This window comes from Pseudarthrobacter sp. NPDC058119 (assembly GCF_042884655.1).
Lineage (GTDB): Bacteria > Actinomycetota > Actinomycetes > Actinomycetales > Micrococcaceae > Arthrobacter.
On sequence record NZ_JBHVTN010000006.1, the window covers coordinates 259,496 to 285,161 of the forward strand.

The 25,666-nt window shown below is 67.0% G+C and carries 25 protein-coding genes; 14 read left to right on the forward strand and 11 right to left on the reverse strand.

The window, feature by feature from the left end; translation table 11 throughout:
• Positions 1–22: 22 nt before the first annotated feature.
• Positions 23–718, forward strand: a complete 696-nt coding sequence (locus ACFVTD_RS14650) for a 4-carboxy-4-hydroxy-2-oxoadipate aldolase/oxaloacetate decarboxylase (protein WP_306863596.1) — start codon at positions 23–25, stop codon at positions 716–718.
• 153 nt (positions 719–871) lie between these two features.
• Here ACFVTD_RS14650 and ACFVTD_RS14655 read toward each other — a convergent pair whose 3' ends face one another.
• Entirely contained in the window at positions 872–1,114 is a 243-nt protein-coding gene (locus ACFVTD_RS14655; protein WP_387564271.1) for a hypothetical protein, read from the reverse strand.
• Positions 1,115–1,236: 122 nt separating this feature from the next.
• Positions 1,237–2,187: a nitrogen assimilation transcriptional regulator NAC gene (gene nac, locus ACFVTD_RS14660; protein ID WP_387564273.1), complete on the reverse strand. Its 951-nt coding sequence runs from the start codon at positions 2,185–2,187 to the stop codon at positions 1,237–1,239.
• A 390-nt stretch (positions 2,188–2,577) separates the two neighbouring features.
• Here nac and ACFVTD_RS14665 point away from each other — a divergent pair, with 390 nt between their 5' ends.
• The 10 genes from ACFVTD_RS14665 (at position 2,578) to ACFVTD_RS14710 (ending at position 11,272) form a co-directional block, all read left to right on the forward strand.
• Positions 2,578–3,363: a LamB/YcsF family protein gene (locus ACFVTD_RS14665; protein ID WP_387564275.1), complete on the forward strand. Its 786-nt coding sequence runs from the start codon at positions 2,578–2,580 to the stop codon at positions 3,361–3,363.
• 2 nt (positions 3,364–3,365) lie between these two features.
• Positions 3,366–4,097 carry an allophanate hydrolase subunit 1 gene (locus tag ACFVTD_RS14670; protein ID WP_387564277.1) on the forward strand — a complete coding sequence of 244 codons (732 nt, stop codon included), beginning with the start codon at positions 3,366–3,368 and terminating at the stop codon, positions 4,095–4,097.
• On the forward strand, positions 4,094–5,107 hold the full coding sequence (locus ACFVTD_RS14675; protein WP_387564279.1) for a biotin-dependent carboxyltransferase family protein: 1,014 nt from the start codon (positions 4,094–4,096) through the stop codon (positions 5,105–5,107). Before ACFVTD_RS14670 ends, ACFVTD_RS14675 begins: the two co-directional genes overlap by 4 nt.
• Before the next feature lie 140 nt (positions 5,108–5,247).
• Positions 5,248–6,009 carry an SDR family oxidoreductase gene (locus ACFVTD_RS14680; RefSeq protein WP_387564281.1) on the forward strand — a complete coding sequence of 254 codons (762 nt, stop codon included), beginning with the start codon at positions 5,248–5,250 and terminating at the stop codon, positions 6,007–6,009.
• Positions 6,010–6,047: 38 nt separating this feature from the next.
• A complete protein-coding gene (locus ACFVTD_RS14685; RefSeq protein WP_387564283.1) occupies positions 6,048–7,001 on the forward strand; it encodes a 2-hydroxyacid dehydrogenase in 954 nt (317 codons plus the stop codon).
• A 63-nt stretch (positions 7,002–7,064) separates the two neighbouring features.
• The gene (locus tag ACFVTD_RS14690) at positions 7,065–7,835 is read left to right on the forward strand and encodes an SDR family oxidoreductase (RefSeq protein WP_387564285.1); all 771 of its coding nucleotides are present in this window, start codon (positions 7,065–7,067) and stop codon (positions 7,833–7,835) included.
• Positions 7,835–8,908 carry an L-idonate 5-dehydrogenase gene (locus ACFVTD_RS14695; RefSeq protein ID WP_387564287.1) on the forward strand — a complete coding sequence of 358 codons (1,074 nt, stop codon included), beginning with the start codon at positions 7,835–7,837 and terminating at the stop codon, positions 8,906–8,908. Before ACFVTD_RS14690 ends, ACFVTD_RS14695 begins: the two co-directional genes overlap by 1 nt.
• Positions 8,905–9,519 (forward strand): gluconokinase, encoded by a 615-nt coding sequence (locus ACFVTD_RS14700; protein WP_387564289.1) that lies wholly within the window; start codon positions 8,905–8,907, stop codon positions 9,517–9,519. The genes ACFVTD_RS14695 and ACFVTD_RS14700 overlap by 4 nt, the downstream gene beginning before the upstream one ends.
• A gap of 65 nt (positions 9,520–9,584) precedes the next feature.
• A complete protein-coding gene (locus ACFVTD_RS14705) occupies positions 9,585–10,196 on the forward strand; it encodes a TetR/AcrR family transcriptional regulator (protein WP_387564291.1) in 612 nt (203 codons plus the stop codon).
• Between the two features lie 38 nt (positions 10,197–10,234).
• A complete protein-coding gene (locus tag ACFVTD_RS14710; protein ID WP_387564395.1) occupies positions 10,235–11,272 on the forward strand; it encodes a DMT family transporter in 1,038 nt (345 codons plus the stop codon).
• On the opposite strand, the gene ACFVTD_RS14715 is transcribed toward ACFVTD_RS14710, so the two are convergent.
• The 3 genes from ACFVTD_RS14715 to ACFVTD_RS14725 all read right to left on the reverse strand — a co-directional run bounded on the left by ACFVTD_RS14715 (position 11,183) and on the right by ACFVTD_RS14725 (position 13,218).
• On the reverse strand, positions 11,183–11,479 hold the full coding sequence (locus tag ACFVTD_RS14715; protein ID WP_387564293.1) for a DUF3040 domain-containing protein: 297 nt from the start codon (positions 11,477–11,479) through the stop codon (positions 11,183–11,185). The genes ACFVTD_RS14710 and ACFVTD_RS14715 overlap by 90 nt on opposite strands.
• A gap of 96 nt (positions 11,480–11,575) precedes the next feature.
• Positions 11,576–12,100 carry a DUF488 family protein gene (locus ACFVTD_RS14720; protein WP_387564295.1) on the reverse strand — a complete coding sequence of 175 codons (525 nt, stop codon included), beginning with the start codon at positions 12,098–12,100 and terminating at the stop codon, positions 11,576–11,578.
• Positions 12,101–12,171: 71 nt separating this feature from the next.
• A complete protein-coding gene (locus ACFVTD_RS14725) occupies positions 12,172–13,218 on the reverse strand; it encodes an aldo/keto reductase (RefSeq protein WP_387564297.1) in 1,047 nt (348 codons plus the stop codon).
• Between the two features lie 177 nt (positions 13,219–13,395).
• Between ACFVTD_RS14725 and ACFVTD_RS14730 the strand changes: the two genes are divergently transcribed.
• Both ACFVTD_RS14730 and malQ read left to right on the forward strand, forming a co-directional pair.
• Positions 13,396–14,130, forward strand: coding sequence for a GAF and ANTAR domain-containing protein (locus ACFVTD_RS14730; protein WP_387564299.1), 735 nt, complete (start codon positions 13,396–13,398; stop codon positions 14,128–14,130).
• A 163-nt stretch (positions 14,131–14,293) separates the two neighbouring features.
• On the forward strand, positions 14,294–16,510 hold the full coding sequence (gene malQ, locus ACFVTD_RS14735) for a 4-alpha-glucanotransferase (RefSeq protein ID WP_387564301.1): 2,217 nt from the start codon (positions 14,294–14,296) through the stop codon (positions 16,508–16,510).
• Positions 16,511–16,579: 69 nt separating this feature from the next.
• Here malQ and ACFVTD_RS14740 read toward each other — a convergent pair whose 3' ends face one another.
• Entirely contained in the window at positions 16,580–19,636 is a 3,057-nt protein-coding gene (locus ACFVTD_RS14740) for an alpha-amylase family glycosyl hydrolase (RefSeq protein ID WP_387564303.1), read from the reverse strand.
• A 273-nt stretch (positions 19,637–19,909) separates the two neighbouring features.
• A complete protein-coding gene (locus tag ACFVTD_RS14745; protein ID WP_387564305.1) occupies positions 19,910–20,986 on the reverse strand; it encodes a lactonase family protein in 1,077 nt (358 codons plus the stop codon).
• Positions 20,987–21,238: 252 nt separating this feature from the next.
• Here ACFVTD_RS14745 and ACFVTD_RS14750 point away from each other — a divergent pair, with 252 nt between their 5' ends.
• Complete coding sequence (locus tag ACFVTD_RS14750) at positions 21,239–22,048, forward strand: putative protein N(5)-glutamine methyltransferase (RefSeq protein WP_387564397.1); 810 nt, start codon at positions 21,239–21,241, stop codon at positions 22,046–22,048.
• A gap of 210 nt (positions 22,049–22,258) precedes the next feature.
• Here ACFVTD_RS14750 and ACFVTD_RS14755 read toward each other — a convergent pair whose 3' ends face one another.
• The 4 genes from ACFVTD_RS14755 to ACFVTD_RS14770 form a co-directional block, all read right to left on the reverse strand.
• A complete protein-coding gene (locus tag ACFVTD_RS14755; protein WP_387564307.1) occupies positions 22,259–22,660 on the reverse strand; it encodes a YtxH domain-containing protein in 402 nt (133 codons plus the stop codon).
• A gap of 126 nt (positions 22,661–22,786) precedes the next feature.
• Positions 22,787–23,053, reverse strand: a complete 267-nt coding sequence (locus ACFVTD_RS14760) for a GlsB/YeaQ/YmgE family stress response membrane protein (protein WP_387564309.1) — start codon at positions 23,051–23,053, stop codon at positions 22,787–22,789.
• A gap of 132 nt (positions 23,054–23,185) precedes the next feature.
• The gene (locus ACFVTD_RS14765) at positions 23,186–24,019 is read right to left on the reverse strand and encodes an aldo/keto reductase (RefSeq protein WP_387564311.1); all 834 of its coding nucleotides are present in this window, start codon (positions 24,017–24,019) and stop codon (positions 23,186–23,188) included.
• 82 nt (positions 24,020–24,101) lie between these two features.
• The gene (locus ACFVTD_RS14770) at positions 24,102–25,658 is read right to left on the reverse strand and encodes a long-chain fatty acid--CoA ligase (RefSeq protein WP_387564313.1); all 1,557 of its coding nucleotides are present in this window, start codon (positions 25,656–25,658) and stop codon (positions 24,102–24,104) included.
• Positions 25,659–25,666: the final 8 nt, after the last annotated feature.

Sequence of the window (25,666 nt, forward strand, 5' to 3'; positions counted from 1 at the left end):
TTCCAAACAACAGGAGCACCACATGATCCACGTCAAGACGAAATTCGACCGGCCTTCCGAAGACGCCGTGCAGCGGCTTTCCAAGTTCTCCTCCGCTACCGTGCACGAAGCACAGGGCCGCAAAGGCGCCCTGAGCTCGAAGATCAAGCCGATCGACCGCAGCATGTCCTTCTGCGGCCCCGCCGTCACCGTGGTCTGTGCACCGCGGGACAATCTGATGCTCCAGGTGGCCATCCATTACGCCCAGAAGGGCGACGTCGTGCTGGTGGCCGCCGGTGAGTACGAGGAAGCCGGGACGTTTGGCGACGTGCTGGGCAACGCCATGAAGGCGAAAGGCCTGGCTGGTATGGTCACCGATTCCGGTGTCCGCGACACCAAGGACCTGATTGAACTCGGCCTGCCCGTGTTCTCCGGCAGCGTCTGCATCAAGGGGACCGTCAAGGAAACCATCGGCCCCATCAACCATCCCTTGGTCTTCGGCGACGAGATTGTGTACCCGGGCGACGTCCTGCTGGGTGACGCCGACGGCGTGGTGGTGGTCCGCAAGGATGAGATCGAGGAGGTCATCAAGCTGTCGCAGGCACGCGTGGACGCCGAGGACGACCTCATCCGCCGCTACAAGGAAGGTGGCACCACTATCGAGCTGTGCAAGCTGACCGATGTGCTCAAGGCCAAGGGCCTGCTGGTGGAGGACGCCGAACTGGAGCCGGCCCTGTAGCTCCGATGGGGTTTAACCACAGAGGCCCGGGGTTCCTTTCGGAACTCCGGGCTCTCCTTGTTCCGGACCGTATTTCAAGCAACGAGTGCTCCGTAACTGCCGTTTTGGGCGACCTAAACGGCAGTTACGGAGCACTCGATGATGTGGTGGGTGTCAGTTCATGCCGGGCAGCAGGTGGGCGGGCGGTCCCACCTGGGCGTCGTCCAGGTACCACATAGTGGAGCCGCGTTTTCCGGGCGGCATCATGCTTCCCTCGAACACGAAGACCGGTTCCGCGGCGGGCGCGTCCTCTGGACGCCAGAAGCCGTTGGTGGGGCAGTGGGAACCGGTGCCGGCTTTGAGCTGGATCCTTCTTTCAGCTGATTTCCGGTACTGCACGCTGGTGATCTTTTTCATGGCTGGGCTCCAGGGAAATTAATTGCCGCGGTTGCGCCTTTGGCAAACCTTTATGGCTTTTATCCTAGGACCTGCGGAATTACCTGAATAAGACTAAAGCAGAGTGGCCTGATAAGGCGCGCTTATGATGCCGGGAGCTTTGTGGCGGGGAGCGCGGAATATTTGCTCCGGAGGATTTCCTGCAGCATTTCCTTCAGTACCAGCAGTACGGCAGAAGCGGCTTCGGACAAGGGCTCGTGGTCAGGAGTGCAGAGTGCGATCCTGCACTGCAGCGCGGGTTCGACGATCCGCAGCACCCGGAAGTCCTCCTCGTGGAACAGCGCGTCCGCAGCGGACTTGGGCAGGATAGTGGCTCCGAGGTCCGTACGGAGCAGCCGGGTGAGGGAGGGGACCGATTCCACCTCGCCCACCAGCTTCAACTTCAGGCCCCTGCTGTCGATGCCCGCCTGAACCACCTGCCGCAGCGTATGGATCTGTTCCGGCAGGAAGAGCCCGACGTCAGCCACCTCGTCCAGGGTGATCGTGTCCGCGTCCGCCGCTACCGGGAGCTCCCGCCGGGAGTTCACGATCAGGTACAGGTCCTCGACGATGAGCGTGGTGAACTGCACCCCGCGAATTGGCCCCGGCTCGTAGATGAGTGCCATGTCCAGCCGCCCGTTCTTGATGGCCTCACTGAGCACGCCGCCGTATATCTCGGTCAGGTGCAGCACGATGTCGGGGTAGCGCCGCCCCACCTCACTGATAATCCGCGGGGTCAAGCTGGACGCCATGCTGTAGGGGGCGATTGCTATGGAGACGCGGCCGGAAGGCGCCGCCCCTGAAGCTGCCACATCGATCCGGGCCTGGTCCACGAGCCGCAGGATGGTCTGCGCGTGCCGGTACAGGGTATGGCCGGCCGCCGTGGGCTCCACACCCTGCTTGCTGCGGATCAGGAGCCGCTGCTTCAGCTCCGTTTCCAGGGCCGACACCTGCTGGCTCAGCGCCGGCTGGGCCACGTGGAGGGCGGCGGCCGCCTTGGTGATGCTTCCTGAGTCGACGATCTTCACGAAGTACGCCAGCTTCCGGGTGTCCATAGCGCTCCTCTTTTCCAGCCGGGGACGGTGCAGCATGCGGGGTCATACGTTGGCGCTATGGCGGGACAGGCATTACGTCTTTGTGTGATCCGGGTCTCGGGCATAGGTTAATTGCAGATGACTTTCCAATGTCCAGAACATTCTATCCCCGCCCCAGCCATTGCCGATTTTGATGGTGGCATATGTTTTTCGCATAAGTAGGGAAACGGTTTATTGGAAGCGCCATTCTTATAGTCACGAAACAAGGACCCGTACATTCTTTGGGCCGCAAATAGCGCCGGCCAAGGTCATAACTGTTCCCTATAGCGTGATACCGCATTCGTCTTTGTGTGGCTTCTATCCCGGTGCCACACTGATTTACACCCGCAGTACAGCAGAGGAAGGCCCGTAATGCCCACAGTCGATCTCGTAGCAGATCTTGGTGAAGGTTTTGGCGCCTACTCGATCGGTGACGACAAAGCCCTGCTGGAAATCGTGTCCAGTGCCAACGTCGCCTGCGGCTTCCACGCCGGGGACCCTGACATCATGGACGCCACCGTGGCTGAATGCGTCAGGACGGGAGTCGGCATCGGGGCGCATCCGAGCTTCCCGGATCTCCGCGGCTTCGGCCGCCGGGCCATGGACCTCACGGCTGACGAAGTCCGCACCGACGTCATCTACCAGCTGGGAGCCCTGTCGGCGTTTGCCGCCTACCACGGCGGTTCCGTCTCCCACCTGGCACCGCACGGCCGCCTGGGCAACCTGGTGGCCACTCGGGCGGACTATGCCGGAGCCGTAGCGGATGCCGTCGCCCGGGTAGACCCGAAGCTGATCATCCTGGCGCAGGACGGTGAACTCGCCACCGCCGCGATAGAGCGCGGCCTGCGGGTGGCCATCGTTGGCATCGCGGACCGCGCCTACCAGGATGACGGCACGCTGGTGCCGCGCAGCGAGCCCGGCGCCGTGATCCACGACCCCTCCGTCATTGTCCGGCGCACCGTACGGATGGTCACCGAAGGCCTCATCGAGACTGCCTCCGGCAGGGACATCGCCATCCAGGCAGACACGGTGCTGCTCCACGGCGACAACCCCGGCGCCGTCGAACTTGCCCGCCTGATCCGCAGCGAACTGATCGCCGCAGGCGTCACCATCGCCCCGCTGGCAGAGGTCCTCTCGGCAAGGCAAAAGGTTTCCTGACCATGGCCGCCACAACGACCACCAGCCAGGCAAGGCTGGACATCTACGAGTCAGGCGACGCCGCCCTGCGCGTGGTGGCACGGTCCGGTGACGCGGAAACCAACTGGGCCACGGTCCACGCCCTGGCCGGCTGGCTGGCGGCCGCCGGCGTCGAAGGCATTTATGGCGCCGTTCCCACCTACGACTCCGTCCTGGTCGAATTCGACCCCTACCTCACGTCCGCACGGCAGGTCCGGGCGTTCGTGCTCCTGGGCATGCGCCAGCTTGAATTCACCGGAGCCGCCCTGCGCGGGCCGCGCCGCTTCGAGGTCCCCGTGGTGTACGGCGGCGACTACGGGCCAGACCTGGACCGCGTGGCGGATCACCAAGGCCTGGACGTTGAGGACGTCATCGCCCGGCACACGGCCAAGACCTACGTCATCCGCTGCCTCGGAGCGCCGGCAGGTTCTCCGATGATGGACGGGCCGGACTTCCCGGTCCCCGTCCCCAGGCTCAAGGACCCGCGGCTGTCCGTTCCCGCCGGCGCCGTATCCGTGGCCGGACGCCAGGCAGTGATCGCGCCCGCCGTGGCACCGGGTGGCTGGTGCGTCATCGGCCAAACCCCCCTGACGGTCCTGGACGCGGCACGCGAACCCCTGGTGCCGTACGTCCCAGGCGACGAACTGCGCTTCTACCGCATTCCCGCCGAGGACTTCGGAAACTTCGCAGGGCAGTTCCTGGAGGCACGGCCATGACCGGTTCACTGATCATCCTGCAGCCCGGCCACTCAGTGGTCACCGACCTCGGCCGGACGAAGGGCCCTGCATTCGGACTTCCCGTCAACGGGGCCCTGGACCAGTTTTCGGCCAAGGCCGCGAACATCCTGGCCGGCAATGGTGACAACGATCCGCTGCTGGAACTCACCGCACTGGACTTCCGGATGCGCGCCACCACGGACCTGCTGATCGCCGTGACCGGCGCGCCCCTGGATCTCACGGTGGGCGGCCGCGACTGCCCCCAGTGGGAGCCCGTCTCCGTCCGGGCCGGGGAAACAGTGACGGTCCGCGGAATCCGCACCGGTCTCCGGGCATACATCGCCGTCCGCGGATCCTTCACCGTCCCCACGCTGCTGGGCAGTTGCGCACCGGACACAGTGGTGGGCTTCGGACTGAAACTTGTTGAGGGCACCCGGATCGCAACGCAAGAGACCACCGCGCCCATCACCCAGCCACACTTGGGGCTGCCCCTGTTCCGGCTGGGACTGGCGAAGCCGGAATTCACCACCCACCCGGTCATCGATGTCACCGACGGGCCGGACGTGGCCGAATTCGGCGACACCGCAGACCTGCTTTTCACCACGCAGTACCTCGTAAGCCCCCGAAGCAACCACATCGGACTCCGGCTCGGCGGCGCCTTGCCCGAACGCCAGCTCACCTCCGAGGTCCTCTCCCGCGGTGTCCCGGTGGGGGCCATCGAGGTTCCGTCCCGGGACGAACTGCTGGTCCTGCACCGGGGACGCGGCGTCACGGCGGGCTATCCGGTCCTGGGAGTGGTCACGAGCCGCTCCCTGGATGTCCTGGCACAGTCCAGGCCTGGACACACGGTCACCTTCAGAAAGACAACCGTGGCTGAAGCAACAGCCATGCACCGCACAGCCTGCCTGGAACTGGACAGGCTACGGAACACCATCACCACAGTCTTCGGACTCCTCGGGATCGGCGCCGGACAGCGCTGGTACGAACTCAGCCCAGCGTCAGGAGCCTGAACATCATGAACGCCCTTCCCGCCGCCCAGGACCGCACCACAAACCGCTAAGCCATCCCTGACCCCCGCCAACCGGGCGCCAGGGCGTCCACCCATTGCCGGACGCAAGAGCCCGTCCCTTCCCACTTTCTGGAGTACTAAATGCCTTTTTCCGACTACACCACAGCGCTCGTCACCGGAGCCTCCACCGGCATGGGCGCCGCCATCGCCGAACGGCTGGCCAAGCGCGGCCTCACCGTCCACGCGGTGGCCCGCAACGAGGAACGCCTCGCTGAACTGGCCGACCGCACGGGAGCAGTCCCGCACGTGGTGGACCTGACCGACACTGCCGCGCTTGCCGCCGTCGTCCGCGACCTCAAGGTGGACGTCCTGGTGAACTGTGCCGGCGTGTCCCGGCCCGGCAACATCCTGGATTCCTCCGAGCAGGACATCGACGAGCTGGTGGACGTGAACCTCCGCGGGCTGCTGCAGCTCACCCGGCTGGTGCTGCCCGGAATGGTGGAGCGGGACCTGGGCCATGTGGTGAACATCAGCTCGATCGCCGGCATCTACAACTTCTACGGCCACACCGTGTACCACGCCACCAAGGCCGCCGTGCACCAGATCTCCCGCCAGCTCCGCAACGACACCGTGGGCAAGCGCATCCGCGTCACCGAAATCTGCCCCGGCCGCGTGGAAACCGAAATCTTCGGCCGCAACATGGGCGGCAGCCCCGAAGCCATGGAAGAAGCATGGAAGACGTACTACGAGGGCTACGAATCGCTGACCACCGACGACATCGTCAACGCCCTTGATTACGCCATTGAGACGCCACGCCACGTGAATGTTGGCATGCTTGAACTCATGCCTACGTTCCAGGTCCCGGGCGGCCTGATCTTCGACCGCCGCGAACCCACCACCTAAACACCCCCACCCACCACCAACCGATAGGTCCCCACCCAATGCAGCACGTGCACACCGTCAGCTTCCCCGATCCCCAGCTCCTGGCCGATCTCTCCCCGCTTCCCGGCAGCCTCCGCGGCGTGGTCTGGGACATGAAGGAAGCCCCCGGCGGGGACCTGGGCAGCATCGACGGCGTGATCCTGCCCTACCTCAATGCCGGGGCCGTGCTGGGTTCCCTGGGTAAGGTCCCGGACCTTAAGTTCGTGCAGACGCAGTCAACGGGGTACGACGGCGTCTGCGAGGCCGCCGGTCCGGGCGCCGCGGTGGCAAACGCCTCGGGCGTCCATGCAGCTGCCACCGCGGAGCTGGCCGTTGGCCTCATCCTCGCCAAGCTGCGCGGCATCGACCAGGCCGTCAAGGACCAGCAGGTTGAAAGCTGGAAGCCGCAGCGCCGCCAGTCACTGGCCGACCGCAAGGTCCTGCTGCTGGGCATCGGCGGGATCGGCAAGGAACTGGCCCGCCGCCTCGAACCCTTCGAGGTCACCATCACCAGGGTGGGAAGCACGGCCCGCACGGACGCCGACGGGCAGGTCCACGGCCCGGACGAACTGCCGGCCCTCGCTGCGGACCACGACGTCCTGGTCTCCGTCCTGCCCCTGAACGAGAACACCCACCACCTGGTGGGCCGGGACGTCCTGGCCGCCCTGCCCGACGGCGCCCTGGTGGTAAACGTAGGCCGCGGCGCCGTCATCAGCACCGAGGCCCTGACCCACGAAGTGGTCTCCGGCCGCCTCCAGTGCGCCATCGACGTGGTCGATCCCGAGCCGCTTCCCGCCGGCCATCCGCTGTGGTCCGCGGAGAACGCCCTCATCACCCCGCACGTGGGCGGCAACGCCTCGGCCTTTGAGCCCCGGATCCTCAAACTCCTGAAGCAGCAGCTCCAGGCACTGGCCGCTGGCCAGGCCCCGGCGAACCTGGTGCAGCAGGGACCTTTCCAGCAGGGCCCGCTCTGAGGCCGCCGGGATCCGATGCAGGCAGCGGCGCAAATTTAACAATGAAGAGGAAGTAACCAGGACATGACAGGGCTTTTCGATCTCACGGGGCGCGTAGCCCTGGTCACCGGTTCGAGCAGGGGCATCGGTTCCGCCCTTGCCAAGGCGCTGGCCGACGCCGGAGCAACAGTAGTGCTGAACGGCGTCAACCCCGGGCGGCTCAAGGACGCCGAAGCGGCCATGGCGGCAGATTTCCCGCCCGGCCGGATCCACAGCGTGGCCTTCGACGTCACCGATGACGATGCCGCCGCCCGCAGCATCCGCTGGATCGAGGACAACGTGGGCCCGCTGGAAATCCTGGTGAACAACGCCGGCATCCAGCACCGCGTCCCCATGCTCGACCTGGACGTGGCGGACTGGGAACGCGTCCTCTCCACGGACCTCACCAGCGCCTTCCTGGTGGGCCGCGAGGCAGCGCGCCACATGATCACCCGGGGCCGCGGCAAGATCATCAACATCTGCTCTGTCCAGACCGACCTCGCCAGGCCCACCATCGCCCCGTACATCGCGGCGAAGGGTGGGCTGCGGAACCTCACCCGCGCCATGACGGCCGAATGGGCGGCCTCCGGGCTGCAGATCAATGCCGTGGCGCCCGGCTACATCCACACCGAAATGACCCAGAGCCTGGTGGATGACGAGGAGTTCAATTCCTGGATCCTCGGCCGGACGCCGGCCCACCGCTGGGGCACCGTGGAGGACCTGGCCGGTCCCGTCGTGTGGCTGGCCTCGGACGGCTCCAACTTCGTCAACGGACAGACCATCTTCATCGATGGCGGAATGACGGTGGTGGTCTGATGGCTGCAATCACAGAAGAATTCCCCGCCACCGGCCCGGCATTGGTGGCCCACGCCGCCGGCGACCTGCGCATCGACGAGGTCCCGCTGCCGCAGCCCGCACCCGACGAAGCGGTGGTCGAGGTCCTCTACGGCGGCATCTGCGGCTCCGACCTGCACTACTGGCTGCACGGCGCGGCGGGGGAGTCCATCCTCAAGGCGCCGCTGGTCCTGGGCCACGAAATCTCCGGCACGGTGGTGCGGCCGGCGGCGGATGGCTCCGGGCCGCAGCCGGGAACCGCCGTCGCCGTCCACCCCGCAACGCCCGGTCCAGGCGCCGCGCGCTATCCGGCGGACCGGCCCAACCTTTCCCCTGGCTGCACCTACCTGGGCAGCGCCGCCCGCTACCCGCACAAGGACGGCGCCTTCAGCCGCTACGTCACGCTGCCTGTCCGGATGCTCCGCCCGCTCCCGGACAGCATCGACCTGCGCACCGCCGCGCTGATCGAACCCGCATCCGTCGCCTGGCACGCCGTGTCCAAGGCCGGGGACGTCAGTGGCAAAACCGCCCTGGTCATCGGATCCGGCCCCATCGGAGCCCTCGCCGTCGCGGTCCTCAAGCGCGCCGGCGCAGCGCACATCACCGCCGTCGACCTCCACCCCAAACCGCTGGAAATCGCCACGGCCGTGGGCGCCGACCAGGTCATCAACGCCGCGGACACCGAAGCCATCGCCGCCGTCGAGGCCGACGTCGTGATCGAATCCTCCGGCAACCACCACGGGCTGGCCTCGGCCATCCGCGGCGCGGTGCGCGGCGGCACCGTGGTGATGGTTGGCCTGCTGCCCACCGGCATGCAGCCGGTGCCCATCTCGCTGGCGATCACCCGCGAACTGCAGCTGCTCGGCTCGTTCCGCTTCAACGACGAAATCGATGACGTGATCGCCGCCCTCGCCGACGGATCCCTGCACATCGAGCCCGTCATCACGCACGAATTCCCGCTGGCAGACGCCCTCCACGCCTTCGAGGTGGCCAAGGACTCCACCAGCTCCGGCAAGGTGCTCCTCTCCTTCGGCGACGCGGGGCACGCCCAATGAGCGGACACCTGCCTCCGCTGGTGGTGATGGGAGTCTCCGGCTGCGGCAAGTCCACCGTCGGCGCCCTCCTGGGCGGCCGCCTCGGCAAGCCGTTCCTCGACGGCGACGACTTCCACCCCGCCGCCAACAAGGAAAAGATGGGCGCCGGCATTCCGCTGACCGACGGCGACCGGGAACCGTGGCTCGCCGTCCTGGGCGGCCTGCTTGCGGGACGGAACGAGGTGCCCCCAGCAGCGGCCGGGTTGCACGGAGAAGCGCCCGACGGCGGCCCAACAGTGCCGCCGATTGTCGCCTGCTCCGCGCTCAAGCGCCGGTACCGCGACCTGCTGCGCAGCTACGCGCCGGACCTGGTCTTCATCCACCTCGCCGGCACGGTGGAAACCATTGGAGCGCGGATGGAGGCGCGGGCCCACGAATTCATGCCGCGCGCGCTGCTGGAGTCACAGTTCGCCGCACTGGAGGGCCTGGAAACGGACGAGGCCCGCGTCCTGGCGGACATCACGCAGCCCCTCGACGTCCTGGTGGAAGCGGTGGCCCGGCAGCTTGGGGCGGGCGCAACGCAGGCGAACACCCGGGCCGTACCCCCAATGGAGACTGCCCGGGTCGCTTAGGGTTTTCCTGCGCACCTCAGTGGTAGGTAGACTGTTCTACCTACTACCGATGCGAGGAGGAACCCGTGGCTGCATCAGGCCTCCCAACCCAGGGCCGGCCCGCCCCTGCGCGCCGCCCGGCCCGCGAACTGTTGCTGGAAGCCGCCGCGCGGCTTTTCTACGCCAACGGCGTGGCAGCCACCGGGATCGACACCATTACGGCCGAGGCCGGAGTGGCCAAGAAGAGCCTCTACAACAACTTCAGTTCCAAGGCGGACCTGGTGGCCGCTTACCTGGAGGCCAGGCACGGCGAATGGCTCGGCCTGTACCGCCGGCGGCTCGAAACGGCGGAAACGCCGCGGGACCAGGTCCTTGCGGTCTTCGATGCCTACCTGGACCACGCCCACTTCGCCTATCAGCACGGCTTCCGGGGCTGCGGGCTGCTCAACGCCGCGGCGGAACTGCCCGCCGGTGATCCCGGCAGGGACGCCGTCCGCCGCCACAAGGAGCAGGTCCAGGAACTCCTGGCCGGGCATGTGGCGGGGTTGTTGCCGGGACGGGAAGAGCTTGCCCCCGCAACCGCGGCACACCTGGCGTTCCTGCTCGAGGGCGCCATGGCCAGGGCCGGGCTGGAAGGCGATGACGGTCCGCTGCAGGAAGCCAGGAGTATTGCCGGGCACCTGCTGGACGCCCTGTGAACGTCGGGCACCACCCCAAAGCCCAGCTCTGGGGTGCGATGTCCGTGGTCGCAGCCTCCGTCCTGTGGGGCACCACCGGGACTGCGGCCACCTTCGCCCCCGGCGTGAGCCCGTTGGCCATCGGAGCCGCGGCCATGGGACTGGGCGGCCTGCTGCAGGCCCTCTTCGCCGCACGGCACATCACCGTCCAAGCGCGCAGCCTGCCCGGACAATGGCGGCCCCTGACGCTCGGAGCCTTGGCCGTGGCCACCTACCCGCTGGCCTTCTACAGCTCCATGCACCTCTCGGGCGTGGCAGTGGGAACGGTCGTCTCGATCGGGTCCGCGCCCGTGGCGGCAGCCCTGGTTGAACGCTTCGCGGACAGGAAACCGCTGAGCCGGCGATGGATCCTCGGGGCACTGCTGGGCGTCGGCGGCGCCGCGCTGCTCTCCTTCGCCGGGCATACGCCGGCAGGGCCCGCTTCAGCCGCTGCCGCACCCGCTGCTGCTGCAGCGGCCACGGAATGGGGTTCGACGGCGGGAATCCTCCTTGGCCTGCTGGCCGGCACCGCCTACGCCCTGTACTCCTGGGCGGCGCACCGCCTGACAGGTCACGGTATTACTCCCAGGGCCGCCATGGGCACCATTTTCGGGCTGGGCGGACTCCTCCTGATGCCTGTCCTCGCGGTGACGGGCGGCCCGCTGCTGGAGTCCTGGGGCAACGTCGGTGTTGCTGCCTACATGGCTGTGGTCCCCATGTTTGCCGGGTACCTGCTGTTCGGCTGTGGCCTGGCCCGGGTGGGGGCGAGCACGGCCACCAGCATCTCCCTGCTGGAAACTGTGGTGGCTGCTGTCCTGGCCGTGCTGGTGGTGGGCGAACGGCTCCCGGCACCCGGGTGGCTTGGCGCCGCCGTCGTCCTGGCCAGCCTGTTCATCCTGACGCCGCGCCCCCGCCCGGCAGCAGTTCCAGCGGCGCAGCCGCGTGCAGCAGGACAGCCGGCGGCAGAATCAGCCGGTGTGCTGCCGCCGGGCGGTCCGGGCCAGTACCGTGGGCCCCAGCAACAGGCAGGCCCCCAGCCCCAGCAGCAAAATCCCTAGCACCACCGCACCCGGCGCCGGGATCACGGCGCCGGCGAGGATGAGCACCACGCCGACCAGGGCCGCCGCCATTCCCGGGAACAGGCCTGCAGGAAAACGGCGTGCCGGATAGCCTGAGAGCAGTTCCATGGCCAAGTGGGGATCATCCACGATCAGCCCCATTTCCAGCTCCTTGAGCAGGCGTCGCTCCTCGTCGGACATTGGCATGGCGGGCCCCTGCTTCCCTGGGAGGCGGTTTCGGTATCAAACCGTAGGAGCCTTCTACCACTTAGTCAATAGTTTTCAGCTGCCCCGGGCCTGCGCTCACGCAGGGACGTCGTAGCGCAGCTCACCGCCCACCACCCGGACTCCATGGGTGGGCACGTGCGGAACCGCCTTGCCGGGCGGCATGAGGTGTTCAACGGGCAGGCCGGCCAGCAGCACGCAGTGGTCGGCAATGAGGCGGCGGTGGCACCGCCACCAGAGGGTTTCACTGCACATGATCGCGGTGGTTTCCGCCTGCGACCCGGCCGCCAGTTCTGCGGCTGCGGACAGGAAGTCATCACTGCGCATGTACCCTGCGTAGGCGCGGAACGAGTCATTGCGGAGGGCCGTGTCCGGGGAGTCCGGGAACAGTTTGCGGAAGCCGCCCAGCCGTTTCTCCCACCGGTAGTCGATCCCCGCTTCCGGAAGCCACACCGCCAGGCGGTCCTTGCCGAAATGCGGATACTTGCGGCTGCCCGGGCCGATCCGGACATCCACCAGGGAGGTCACCCCGGCGGTCTGCAGCAGCGCTGTGAAGTCCTCCTGGGAAGCGGTGCCGTGGCCGATCGTGAACAGCGTTTCCATCCCGGCCATCATAGGCAGGTGCCTCCCGCCTGTCCGGCGCCGCTGCTGGGCGCTTGGCTCCGGGAAGCCGGCTACCGGCGTCGTAATTCCGCGAACTCGATGGACGGCACGATGGCGCCCGCGTCCCGCTCCACGAAGTTGGTGCCCGGGGGCACCAGGTCGTCGATGGCGTCCAGTACCGTCTCTCCCAGTTGGACGTCGGCCGCGCGCAGGTACGCCTGGAGGTGTTCCGCGCTCCGCGGACCGATGATCACGCTGCTGATGGCCGGGTGCGTCAGCGCAAACCCCACAGCCAGGTCCACCAGGGACAGCTCCAGCTTGTCCGCCAGGCGGGCCAGCGAATCCTTGGCCAGCAGCTTGCGCTCGCTGGCGGGCCCGGACATGTCGTACCGGCCGGGAAGGGTGTGCACCCGTGTGGGCGGCTTGCCGGATTCCAGGACGAAGCTGCCGGAAAGCCAGCCGCCCGCCAGGGGCCCGTACGCGAGGACGCCCAGGCCGTACTGCTGGGCAATGGGCAGTACGTCCCGCTCATTGCCGCGGACCAGCATGGAATACGGAACCTGGTTGCCCAGGGGCGGGATCAGGTGGTTGGTGGTGGCCAGCCATTGTGCTTCCACGAGCTGTGCCGGCGTGAACACCGAGGTCCCGTAGTACAGGATCTTGCCCTGGCGGATCAGGTCGTTCAGGGTGGTGATGGTTTCCAGGACGTCGGTGTTGTAGTCCGGCCTGTGCGCCTGGTAGAGATCGATCCGGTCGGTCTGGAGCCGGCGGAGGCTGCCCTCCACTGCCTGGGTGATCCAGCGACGCGAGTTGCCGGAGTGGGCGGGATTTGGGCTCATCTGGCCGTGGAACTTGGTGGCCAGGAAGACGTCATCCCGGCGGCCCCGCAGCGCACGGCCCACCACCTGCTCCGATTCGCCCTGCGAGTAGACGTCGGCGGTATCCACCGCGGTGATCCCGGCGTCCAGCGCCGCATGGATGATCCGGATGCTCTCGTCCGCGCCGGTGGGGGCGCCCTGGCCGCTCCCGGTCCCCTCGCCAAAGTTCATGGTCCCCAGGGTGAGGGGACTGATGGGGGTTCCCGACCGTCCAAACACCCGCAGTTCGCTCAGGCTCATCTCCGGTCTCCTCCACTCAGTTGCCGTGCCCTGGATCGTCACGACGCTACACAGATCCGGCAGGCCGGCGCAGATTTCCGTTGCAGTCCTTCTCTTTTCGTCGCACGGAGTAACCGGAGCGCCGGGGATGACGTTTTATGGCGCCCAAGCAGCCGGAAACAGCGCTTATATTGAGGCATGGGCACCCTCAATAACGATGACCAGTTCGTCCAGTTGCACGACCTCATCATCGGCAGCACCAATGTTGCGGACTTCCTGACCGAGTTGTCCACGGTTGCCGCGTCAACGCTCAGCAATGCCGCGGATGTCTTCATCGAATGCGGGGTTACCCTCCGCCGCCGCAAGCGCAACGCCACCATTGCCGGCAGCAGCGAACGGGCCGCGGTGCTGGACAAGCTGGAACAAGTCCTCGGGGAAGGGCCATGCATTGCCTCCCTCGAGGCGATGCAGCCTATGATCCTGTCCGACGTTGAGACCGATACCCGGTGGCCTGAATACCAGAAGGTGCTGGCTGACAACGGCTGCCGCAGCGTGCTGGGTGTTCCCTTGGGGCTGGACGCCAACCAGGCCGCCGCGCTGAACTTCTTTGCCGCGGAAGCCGACGTCTTTGCCCCCAACGTCATCCGCACGGCGGAGGGGTTCGCCGACCTTGCCGGCAGGGCCCTGAGGCTGGCGCTGCGGATCGCCGATGCCCAGAACCTGGCTGATGACCTGAAGGCGGCCATGGCCAACCGCACCACGATCGACCTCGCCTGCGGGGTGATCATGGCGCAGAACCGGTGCAGCCAGGGGGAGGCAATGGCTTTGCTCACCAAGGCATCCAGCCACCGGAACCAGAAGTTGCGGGACCTCGCCGCGGAGGTCCTCGGACGCGTCAGCGACGGCGCGGTCAGCACGCACTTCGACCCGTAGCCGGCCCGGCTCCACTTCCCGGGCCGCCTGTGGTCGTGCGCAAGTTTCGCCTCTGCGCCGCCCTGCAATAATCTGAACCAACGGTTGTGCACGGGGGTGTGAGCGCCCGGCACGACAGGCAGCACTGTAAGTTCCGGGACCATCACAGACGAGGCGGACACCCATGACGGCAGCAGACCAGCAGCACGCAGCACGGCCAATGACGCCGGAGGACCCTCCAACCCCCGGGCGGGTGGATCCGCACCTGCTGCAGCAGCTGGCCGACGCGCACGGCGTGGGCACATCCTTTCAGGGCTGGGACGGCCTGCCACACTCCGTTGCCGAGGCCACGCTGATCAAAGTGCTGGCCGCGCTGGGGGTGGAGGCGCACACCAACGAGCAGATTGAGGCCGCCCTGGCCGAGGTGGAACTGGCGCCGTGGCGGCGTATGCTGCCGGCCGCCGTCGTCATCAAGAAGGGCGAACCGGCGCAGGTTCCGGTCCACGTGCGGGACGGTGCCACCGCGAGCCTCACCATCGCCCTTGAAGGGAGAACCGGATCGCTGGAAGCGCTCCAGCAGGACATCTGGATCCAGCCCCGGGAGGTGGACGGTGTTTCCACCGGACGTGCCACGTTCTCCCTTCCTGGGGACCTGCCTTTGGGGTGGCACACCCTGCACGCGGAGTCGGAAGGTGCCACGGCCACTGCCGCGCTGGTGGTCACGCCGGCCCGGCTGGAAACGGCCAAACCCCTTGAGGACCGCCGCGGCTGGGGGCTGGCCACGCAGCTTTATTCGGTCCGGTCCAAACGGTCATGGGGCATCGGCGACTTTGCGGACCTGGCGGACCTGGCGGCCATCAGCGGTGCGCGCGGTGCCGACTACGTGCTGGTCAACCCGCTGCACGCCGCCGAGCCCGTCCCGCCTATCCAGCCCTCGCCATACTCGCCGTCCACCCGCCGGTTCTTCAATCCCCTCTACATCCGGATCGAGGCCATCCCGGAGCTGGCGTACCTGCGGCCGCGGAAACGCGCGGCCCTGGAGAAGCTGCATGAGGAAGTAGCAGGCCTGAACCGGGACGGTGCCCGGCTGGACCGGGACGCCGTCTACGCGGCCAAGCTGCAGGCACTGGAGATGCTGTACCACACCCGACGGTCACCCGCCCGGCAGGCCGCGTTCGACGAGTTCTGCCGCATCTCCGGCACCGGCCTGGACGATTTCGCGCTCTGGTCCGCCATCCGCGAGGACCTGGCCCCCGGCGACCCCCTCTGGGCGGATCCGGCGTGCGCCATCGGAACCCCCGAGGCGGAAGGGCTTCGGGAGAAGCTGGCGGACCGGATCGGGTTCCACCGCTGGCTGCAGTGGATCTGCGACGAGCAGCTGGAAAACGCGCAGCAGGCGGCGCTCCGCTCCGGCATGCGGCTGGGAGTGGTGCACGACCTCGCAGTCGGCGTGGACCACAACAGTGCCGACTCGTGGACCCTGGGCGGAGTACTCGCCTCCAACACCAGCGTGGGTGCGCCGCCGGACATGTACAACCAGCAGGGCCAGGACTGGGGCCAGCCGCCATGGCATCCCGCCCGCCTGGCCGAAGCCGGCTACGAACCGTTCCGCAACATGCTGGCCAACGTGCTGCGGCACGCCGGCGGCATCCGCGTGGACCACATCCTGGGCCTGTTCCGGCTGTGGTGGATCCCCATGGGGAATGCGCCGGGGGACGGTGCCTACGTCCGGTACGACCACGAGGCCCTGATCGGCATCCTGGCACTTGAGGCGCACCGCGCCGGTGCCGTGGTGATCGGCGAGGACCTGGGCACCTTCGAGCCCTGGGTGCGCGACTACCTCGCGGCCCGCGGCATCCTGGGCACGTCCATCCTGTGGTTCGAGTACGACGGCGATTCGCCCCTTGCGCCGGAGAAGTACCGTACGCAGGCGCTCGCCAGCGTGAACACCCACGACCTTCCGCCCACGGCCGGCTACCTTGCCGGCGACCACGTGGGGCTGCGGAGCCGGCTCGGGCTGCTGGAGCGCTCCGAAGAGGAAGAGCGGGCCGGGCACAACGCCTCGCTGGAGAAGATGTTCGCCCTGCTGCGCGAACGCGGTTACCTGTCCGAGGCGACGGCCGCCGGGCCCGGCCAGCAGTCGGCGGAGGAGCACACCATCGAGGCGCTGCACCTGCTGCTGGCCCAGTCGCCGTCGGTGTTGCTGGGCGTGGCGTTGGTGGACGCGGTGGGGGAGCGGCGGCTCCAGAACCAGCCCGGCACCACGGAAGCCCTGTACCCCAACTGGCAGGTTCCGCTGGGCGGGCCTGACGGCAGGCCTGTCTACCTGGATGACCTTCCCGGCAACAAGCGGTTCAACGCGCTGCTCGCCGCTGTGGAGGGTTCCCTGCACGGATCCTGAAGAGCTGCTTAAGAACCACGGCCCCGCCGCTTTCCCAAGCGGCGGGGCCGTGGTTCTTGTTCCGTTGGCCTAGCCTGCGGTGATCACATGCGTGAAGTGGTCATACCGGAAGGTGACGGGGCCGCCGTCGTGCTCAAACACGATGTTGGCCCCGGGCGTTGCGCCGCCGGCCCCGTAACTGACGTCCCACGACTTATTCAGGGCCGCCTTGAACTCGTAGCTCCCTGCCGGCAGGTCCGGCACGGTGAGCTTCCAGACGAGGTCTGCCGGGTCCAGGACCAGCTGCGCCTGCTGGCAGGCCGGCTCCCAGTCGGTGGCGCAGTCCAGTTCACTGTCCATGCTTCCGGCTGCTGCTACGGCGGACGGCTGCTGGGACGCGTAGACGGCGCTGAGCAGGTGCGTGCTGTTGTCGTAACGGAAGGTGACAGCTCCGCCCGGGTGGTCCAGCACGATGTTCTGGCCATTGAGCTGGCCATCGGCGCCGTAGTTTTCATCCCAGCCGCCGTTGATCGCTGCCTTGTATTCGTACTTCCCGGCCGGCAGGTCGGCGGTCAGCCGCCAGATGCGGTCCGCCGGGTCCAGGACCATCTTTGCCTGCGGGCAGGTGGGGTCCCACTGCGCCGTGCAGCCCATGGCCTGGTTCAGTGATCCGGCCACCGTGACGAAATCGGGCTGCGGGGCCTGGCCCACGGTGACGGTCCTAGTGCCGCTGGTGACGCTGAAGCCTGTGCCGGCCATGGCGGCCCGGTACTGGACCTTCGTGCCGTCGGCCAGCGTGGAGACATCATCAGTTGCCGAGTACACGGGCGACGATTCATCCTTGCCGACCGCCGTCCACTCCCCGCCGTTCACGCTGCGCTCGAAGGAGACCACGTTGCTGGCCTTCTCGGGATCGGCAGTGGCGCTAAGTTCAACCTTTCCCTCCACGCTGGTGCCTTCGGCGGGTTTCTGCAGGGTCAGGACGGGTGCGGGGACGCTTGCCTGGCGGCTCTGGCTGGTGGCGGTATGGCCGCCGTTATCAAGCACGGTGGCGCGGTACTCCAGGGGCGTGCCGGCGTCCAGGGCCGCGACGTCGTGGAACACCTGGTAGGGGGCGGTGTCGTCCGTGCCGATCGGCTGCCATGGGCCGCCTGCCGTCCGTGCTTCGAAGGTGACCTCATTGAACGAAGCACCGCCGACGTCGGCTGTGACGTTGATGCGCCCGTTGTCGCCTGGGGCGGTGACCGGCTGCTGGAGGGCGACGGCGGGTGCGGCCTGTGAGTGCGGGATCCGGCCGGAGGATTCGTAGACGACGGCGGAAAGCGGCGGCACGGTGACCGTCAGCTTGGCGTCCCCCGAGGTCTTGGCTTCGTCGGCCGCTTCGCCGTAGATCCGCGTGTAGCTGCGCTTGGCGATGTAGGTGGGGATCGAGGCTGTCTGCGCCTGGGCGCTGTTGTTCAGGGCCACCACGTATTCGCGCTGGTCCTGGGCGTCCGTGCGGGAGAAGGCGTAGATGCCGGGGCCGTCCGAGGCGTAGCGGTGCTGGTGGGCGCCGTTCCGCAGTGCCGGGTGCTCCTTGGTTAGGGCGGCCAGCTCCTTGATCTTGGCGTACAGGGGGTGGCCCGGGTTGAAGTTGTCCGTGGCGTGCGTGGCATCGGTGCCCAGCAGGTCATCGTCAAGGTACTCCGGCACCTTGCTGGCGAAGAGCGTCTGGCGGGCGTCCTGGTCGCCGCCGGGGCCGGTGAAGCCCTGCTCGTCGCCGTAGTAGACCACCGGGTTGCCGCGGGAGAAGTACATCAGCTCGTGGGCCAGCTCGTCACGGGCCACCTTCTCGGCATCGCCGGCAGCCGGGTTGTCCTGGGCAATGAAGCTGCCGATCCGGCCCATGTCGTGGTTGCCCAGGAATGTGGGCAGCTCGTAGACGTTGGAGTCGGCGTCGGTGTACCAGTCATCGCCGGCGAAGAAAGTCTGCAGGGCCCTGGCGTCCTGGCTCTTGGACGCGAAGTTGCGGGCCGCATCCTGGAACGGGAAATCCAGGACGGCCTGCATCTTGTTGCGGGTGGTGAACTGCGAGGTGAAGCTCTTGCTGGTGTCGAAGACCTCGCCGAACATGAAGAAGTCGTCCTTGCCGTGTTCCTTGGCGTAGCTCAGGACATTGGGGCCGAATTCCTGCCAGAACTCGTTGTTGACGTGCTTCATGGTGTCGATGCGGAACCCGTCCACGCCGAAGTCGCCGATCCAGGACTTGTAGATGTCCTCCATGCCGTGGACCACTTTGGGGTTTTCGGTAAAGAGGTCATCCAGGCCGTAGAAGTCCCCGTACATGGAGTCCTCGCCGGTGAAGGTGGTGTCGCCGCGGTTGTGGTAGAGCGTGGGATCGTTCAGCCAGGCCGGAACCTTCAGGTTCTCTTCTCCGGGGGCCAGGACTGGCTTGTAGGGGAAGGAGGTGTTCGCGTCCAGCTTGGGGAAGCTTCCGGTGCCGGCATAGTCCCGGTCGTCGAATGCTTCGCCGGAGGCCGTCTTGTAGGGGACGGCGTCCTTGGACACGTAGCCCTTGCGGTCGCCTTCCTGGTAGCCGATGACGTCCGCGGTGTGGTTGGTGATGATGTCGAAGTACACCTTCATGCCGCGGGCATGGGCCTCGTCAATGAGCCCTTTGAGTTCGTCATTAGTGCCAAGGTGCGGATCGATCTGGGTGAAGTCTGTTACCCAGTAGCCGTGGTAGCCGGCCGACTTGTCCTCAGGCTGGACGGCCTTGTTCTTGAAGCTGGGGGTCAGCCAGATGGACGTGGTGCCCAGGCCCTGGATGTAGTCGATCTTGCTGCGCAGTCCGGCCAGGTCCCCGCCGTTGTAGAAGCCCTTTTTCGTGGGATCGAAGCCGGAGACCATGGGGTCGGGCCCCAGGCCGCCCTGGTCGTTGGCGGTGCTACCGTTGCTGAAGCGGTCCGCCATGACGAAGTAGAAGTTTTCATCGGTCACGGGACCGCGGAGCGAATGCAGTGTTGCTGAAGAGCCCTGGTTCCTGCTGCCGGGGTCCTTGGAACCTGGACCGTTGGGGGCGGCCTGGGCCGGGAGGACCGCCGCGGAGACGGCGACGGCGGCGGCGAGAAGGCCGGCCGCGGACCGGGCTGCAACGCGTTTACGCATTGGCCCGGTTGCTGGGATGTGCTGTGTTCCGGCTGGACGTGCCGGCTGTTGGGCGCGTGGGGGAGCGCCGGGAGGGGTGCGGAGTACCAAGGGTGAGACCTTCCTGGGAAGCAGCGCTGCTGTACAGGCTTGCCGTTGACATGGGGATGCGGCAGGAGGGTTCGAAGGACAGCATGCTGCCTTGTGAACCGAGTCACAACTGTAAGCGCTTGCACTGAATTACTCCAGTGTTTGGGGAAGGGCCCTTCTTGGAGGTTCGGCGGGGAAGCAGCGCTATCCGGCCGCCACCAGGGCGGTGGGTGATGCTGCGTGTACGTTGTGCAGGACCGGTCCGGGGAGGCCGGTCACGGGATCCAGCTCAAAGGTGGCGATGTTGTCCGACCGTTCGTTCGCCACGTGGAGCCAGTTCCCGCGGACCAGGTGGTGCCGCGGCCAGTTCCCACCGCTGGCAAAGTCCTCGACGGGGATGAGCTCGGTGCCGTTCCCGGCAACCTCCAGGACGCTGATGAGGTTGGAGCCGCGTACGCCGGCATAGGCGAAGTTCCCTTCCGGGCCCAGGCAGATCTCGGCGGCGGAGTCGCCTGGCTGGCTCCCGCCCGCCGTCGCAGGTCCGCGGAATACCAGCTCGTAGGTGCCGGCACCGGGGCGGACCACGAACACTTCCACGGAGTACTCCGAAACTATGAAGACGTTCCCGTTCGGGTGCTGCGCCAGGTGCCGCGGGCCGCTGCCGTAAGGGAGGGTGACCTCGTGGTCCGCCACCAGTCCGGCGCCTGCCTCATAGGTCCAGATGCGGAGGGTGTCGTGGCCCAGGTCGGTGGTCATGATGCGGCCGTCGTGCAGCATCAGGCTGGCGTGGGCGCGGCTTTGCCGGGGGCTTCCGGGTGAGAGGGCGGCGTGCGGATCAACCGACGGTGCGGCGGGGAACCGCCGGGTCATGCCGCCGTCGGAGTCCAGCTCGTAGAGGAGCACCTGCCCGTCGCCCCAGCAGGCGGCAGTGACAAAGCGGCCGCGCGGGTCAACGGCAACATGGCAGGTGGCCTCGCCCGCAGGCCGCGGTTCCCCGAAGGGCTCCAAAGCGGCTTCGCCGTGCCGGCGGTATGCCTGGATTTTGCTGCGCTGCTCGGCCGCCGCGTACACCACCGGCAGGGCTGGGTGTACGGCAACGAACGATGGAGATTGTGCCTCGACGGCCGTGCCCAGCCATTCCAAGCTGCCGTCCGAGTGCTCGCGGGCCGCGCCGATGCCGTCCGCGCGGCCGCCACCGTCGGGGGTATACGTGCCGATCCACAGGATGTTGCTGGCTGCGTTGCTGCTGAAGGCCTTGTTGTTGGCCGGGCCGTTGGTCATGGTCCCATCCTGCCAATGCTTTGCTCCTGTTCCCGTAGCCCGGGCCGCCGATTAGCATGGGATTTTCGGCGGCGGCAAAAGGGAGGAGGGCGCAGTGATGGCTGGATTGGTGTCGGTTGTCCGCACCCTGTGCTCTCCGGAGACCCGGGCCTGACCGGAGTGGAGGCGCCCGAGGGCTGCCCGGAGGGCGGCGTTCAGCCTCCCGGTTCCCGCGCTGTTCACGGCCAGTCGCTGCCGCTGGGCTTCCACCAGATCGTCTCCCGGCTTCGGTCTGCCGGCTGTGTCTTCGCCGAAGACGAGGCCCGGCTCCTGCTCGCCGAAGGTGCCGGCCCGGAGGAACTTTCGCGAAATGTCCGGCAGCGGGTGGAAGGCGTCCCCTTGGAGCACATCCTGGGATGGGCTGGGTTTGCCGGCGGGCGCATTGTGGTGGGGCCCGGGGTCTTCGTGCCCCGGCGACGCACGGAACTGCTGGTCAGCGAGGGCCTGGCCTTGTTGGCCGAGGCCTTGGCCCTGCCACCGGACATAGCACCCCCGGCGCATCCGGTGGTGGTGGATCTCTGCTGCGGCTCCGGGGCCGTGGGAACGGCCATCCTCCGGCGCGCCCCTCAGGTGGAGCTGCATGCAGCGGACATCGATCCTGCTGCCGTTGTATGTGCCCGCCGGAACCTGGAACCCTTGGGCGGCCATGTGCATGCGGGTGACCTATTCGCAGCCCTCCCGCCCGCGCTGCTCGGCCGGGTCCGGGTGCTCGCGGTCAATGCTCCGTACGTCCCGACGCAGGCAATTCGCCTGATGCCGGCCGAAGCCCGCCTTCACGAACCTTTTGCCTCGCTCGACGGCGGCCCTGATGGCCTGGACTTCCACCGGCGGGTTGCCGCGGGGTGCGTCCGCTGGCTGGCGCCCGGTGGCCATCTGCTGATCGAAACCAGCACGCGGCAGGCAGCCGGCACATCCCGGATCCTTGAGGCGGCCGGGTTCACCACACGCACCGTGCGGTCGGATGAACTGGACGGAACTGTGGTCGTCGGCCGGTTGCCGGCCCGAGGTGCTGGTGCGGTGTAAGGCCGGGGCGTTCCGGGCGTTCGCGGACGCCGGCACGTTCGAAAGGTCCGACACGTTCGACACGTCCGGCGGGATTTAAACGGGCCCGATTAAGCACTGCCGGCCGCCGCGTCCCCCAAGGATCGCGACGGCCGGCAAGGCGATTCAGTTGTAGCACAAAGCTGCTTCACTCCCATGTCACGCGGCTGCGGCCACGTAATGAAACAGGAGTCAGGACTTCGTGCCGGTCCCATCGGAAGTACCAAGGTTGGTGGTCTCGGGGTGGGTGCTGTGGGCGGGGATGTGGTCCTCGCCGAGGGCGCCGCCGGTGCCGGTTCCCGTGGAAGGTCCGGTGGAAGTGCCTGCTGCAGCATGGCCCGCGGAACTGTCGCGGTGCATTGCAGAGCCGATCACAGTGCCTGCCCTGCGGGCCGCTTCCCCAAGCTGGTCCGCCACGTCAGGGGCTTTTTCCTTGATGGTTTCCGTCGCTACGGAGACCTTGTCCTGCACCGGCTTGCTGTCCCAAATGCCGGCCGCGCGGGCCTTCAACTTGTCGTAGGCAGCGCGGCCTGACCGCGATCCGAGAACGTAGCCCACGGCAACGCCAACACCCAAAAGAAGCTTGTTTTTCACGATGATCTCCTGCTCTGCGAGAAGGTTGTCAGTCCCGGCAGGGGCCAGTTGGCGCCACTTGCCGGGGAAAATGAAAGCCGGCCCGGGGATGATTCCCCAGGCCGGCTTCCTGGCGTGCCCGTGCAGTTAGCCGCGGGCGCTGCGCTTGGTGACCATGCCGTAAATGGCAAGGACAATCAGCGAGCCGACGATCGCCAGCAGCCATGTCTGGATCGAGAAGAACTCCTGCAGTCCACTGCCGAAGATCATCCCGCCCAGCCAGCCACCGAGGAAAGCGCCAATGACGCCGAGCACCATGGTGATGATCCAGCCGCCACCCTGGCGTCCCGGAAGGATCGCCTTAGCGATCGCACCGGCAATAAGTCCGAGAATCAGAAATGCAATAAATCCCATTTGAAGCTCTCTTCCTAGGTAAAGGAGGCCTCCAGGTTCCGGAGGCACTTCATCCTTCTGGCTCAATAGTAATCATGCTTACTATCTTTTTGCCAACCCCGTTTTTTTGGGAGAGGAGCAGTTCAGGCGCTTTTAGTGTCCCGTCCTGTCCGAGTCATTACCTGCCCCGGGCCCCTCGTCCAGAGCCGCTAAATCCGCGAGATCCTGCGGGTCCAGGGCGAAATCGAACACGTCCAGGTTCTCCGCCATCCGGGTAGGGGAAGCCGTCTTGGGAATCGTTACCAATCCGTTTTGTACGTGCCACCGCAGGGCCACTTGGCCAGGCGTTTTGCCATGCTTTTCCGCCAGCCGGGAGAGGATGGGAGCGTCCAACAAACCTGCTCCCGAGCCGCCCAGCGGACTGTAGGACTCAGTCAGAATGCCGTGCCGGTTGTGGAATTCCCGCTCTGCAGACCGGGTGATGGCGGGGCTTAGCTGGATCTGGTTCACGGCCGGCACCACATCAGTCTCCGCCATCAGGCGTTCGAGGTGTGCGGGCTTGAAGTTGGACACCCCGATGGACCGGACCTTCCCGTCAGACTGTAGGCGTTCGAAGGTCCGCCACGTGGAAACGTACTGGTCCCTGCCGGGCAAGGGCCAGTGGATCAGCAGCAGGTCCACGTAATCCAGGCCCAGGCGCGCCAGGGACCCTTCCAGGCCTGCCACGGCGCGGTCGTGGCCCTGGAATTCTCCGTCCAGCTTGGTGGTGATGAACAGCTCGCCGCGGTCCACGCCGCAGGCCCGGATTCCGTTCCCCACACCGCGCTCGTTGCCGTACTTGACGGCCGTATCGATGTGCCGGTAACCGGCTTCAACAGCCTGGACGACGGCGGTGGCCGCCTGTTCGTCGTCCAGGGGCCAGGTGCCAAGCCCCAACTGCGGGATCCTGTTGCCGTCATTGAGGTCGATGAGCGGTGCAAGTGTCATGCGACCAGTCTGCCCCCTTGCGGCCGTCCCGGCTCCCAGTGCCCGCGATCCGGGACGGCCCGGACGGTATTGCCATCGGGGCCTAGGCCGGTTCCTCCGCCAGTTTCCGCTTCAGGATCTTGCCGCTGGGTCCGAGCGGGAGTTCGGAAAGTATCCTGACCACGCGCGGGTATTTGTAGGCCGCGAGCTGGGCGCTGGCAAAGTCCATTAGCTCGGTCTCGGTGACCGTGGCCCCGGCGTCCAGGACGATGGCGGCCGCGATTTCCTGGCCGTGGACGTCGTCCGGGATGCCGTACACGGCCGCGCTGACCACGGCGGGATGGGTCAGCAGGACTTCCTCCACTTCCCGCGGGTACACGTTGTAGCCGTTCCGGATGATCATGTCCTTCTTGCGGTCCACGATGGTGAGGTAGCCGTCGTCGTCCTTGGTGCCAAGGTCGCCGCTGCGGAACCAGCCGTCCACCACGGCCTCAGCGGTGGCCTCGGGCCGGTTGAGGTACCCCTTCATCAACAGGTGCCCCCGGATGACCAGCTCGCCGAGTTCGCCGTTGGGCAGCAGCTCTATCCGCTCCGTCACCTCAGGGCGGGCGATTTCGATGTCGACGCCCCAGATGGGAATCCCGATGGTGCCGGGCCTTGGCTGCATGCCCACGTGGTTGAAGGCCGCCACCGGCGAGGTTTCCGTCAGGCCGTACCCCTCATGGATTTCCACGCCGAAGACGTCACGGAAACGGTCCATCACGGCCAGTGGAAGCGACGCCCCGCCGGAGATGCCGTACCGCAGCGCGGTGGGCCGTTCCTGCACGGTCTTGGCAGCTTCCAGGAGTGCCACGTACATGGTGGGCACGCCAAGGAAGATGTTGACGTTGTGCCGGGCCAGCAGCTTCAGGGCATCCGGGCCTGTGAACCGGGGCATCAGGACGATGGTGGCCCCGGCACGCAGGCCCGTGTTCAGCACCACCGTCTGGCCGAAGGTGTGGAAGAGCGGCAGCCCGCCGAAGAGGGTGTCGCCCGGCCGGAAGTCCATCACGCTGGTCAGCAGGACCGAGGTCTGCTCCACCAAGGCGAAGTGTGTCCCCAGCGCACCCTTCGGTTTGCCCGTGGTGCCGGACGTGTACAGGATGGTGGCCGTGTCCGATGGCCGGCAGGGTTCGTACGTCCGGATCGGCTCCGCGGCGTCCGCCTCCGCTTCCAGCCGTGGAAACCCGCCGTCGTCGGGCGCCATGACCGTCAGCACGTCGACCCCGCTGGCCGAAGCACCGGCAGCGCCTTCCGTGAGCAGGGGAGCGGCACAGATCATCAGCCGGGCGCCGCTGTCCTGCAGGACGTACTCGATCTCGCGGGCCTTGAGCAGGGCGTGGACCGGGACGACGATGGCGCCGAGCGAAAGGATGGCGTAGTACACCCGCGCGAAGTCCGGCACGTTGGGAATCAGGACGGCGACGGCGTCTCCCGGACCAACGCCGCGGGCGCGCAGCGCACCGGCATAGGCGCGGGTCTGGCGCCACAGGTCGCCGTAGCTGACCTGGTCTTCACCGACGACGAGGGCGATGCTGTCCGGAGTCCTCTTGGCTGATTCAGCGAGGATCGCTGCGACGGAGATGGTGGCGAAGCCGTCGGCGGAGTTGGTGTTGGTCATGGCCTGCT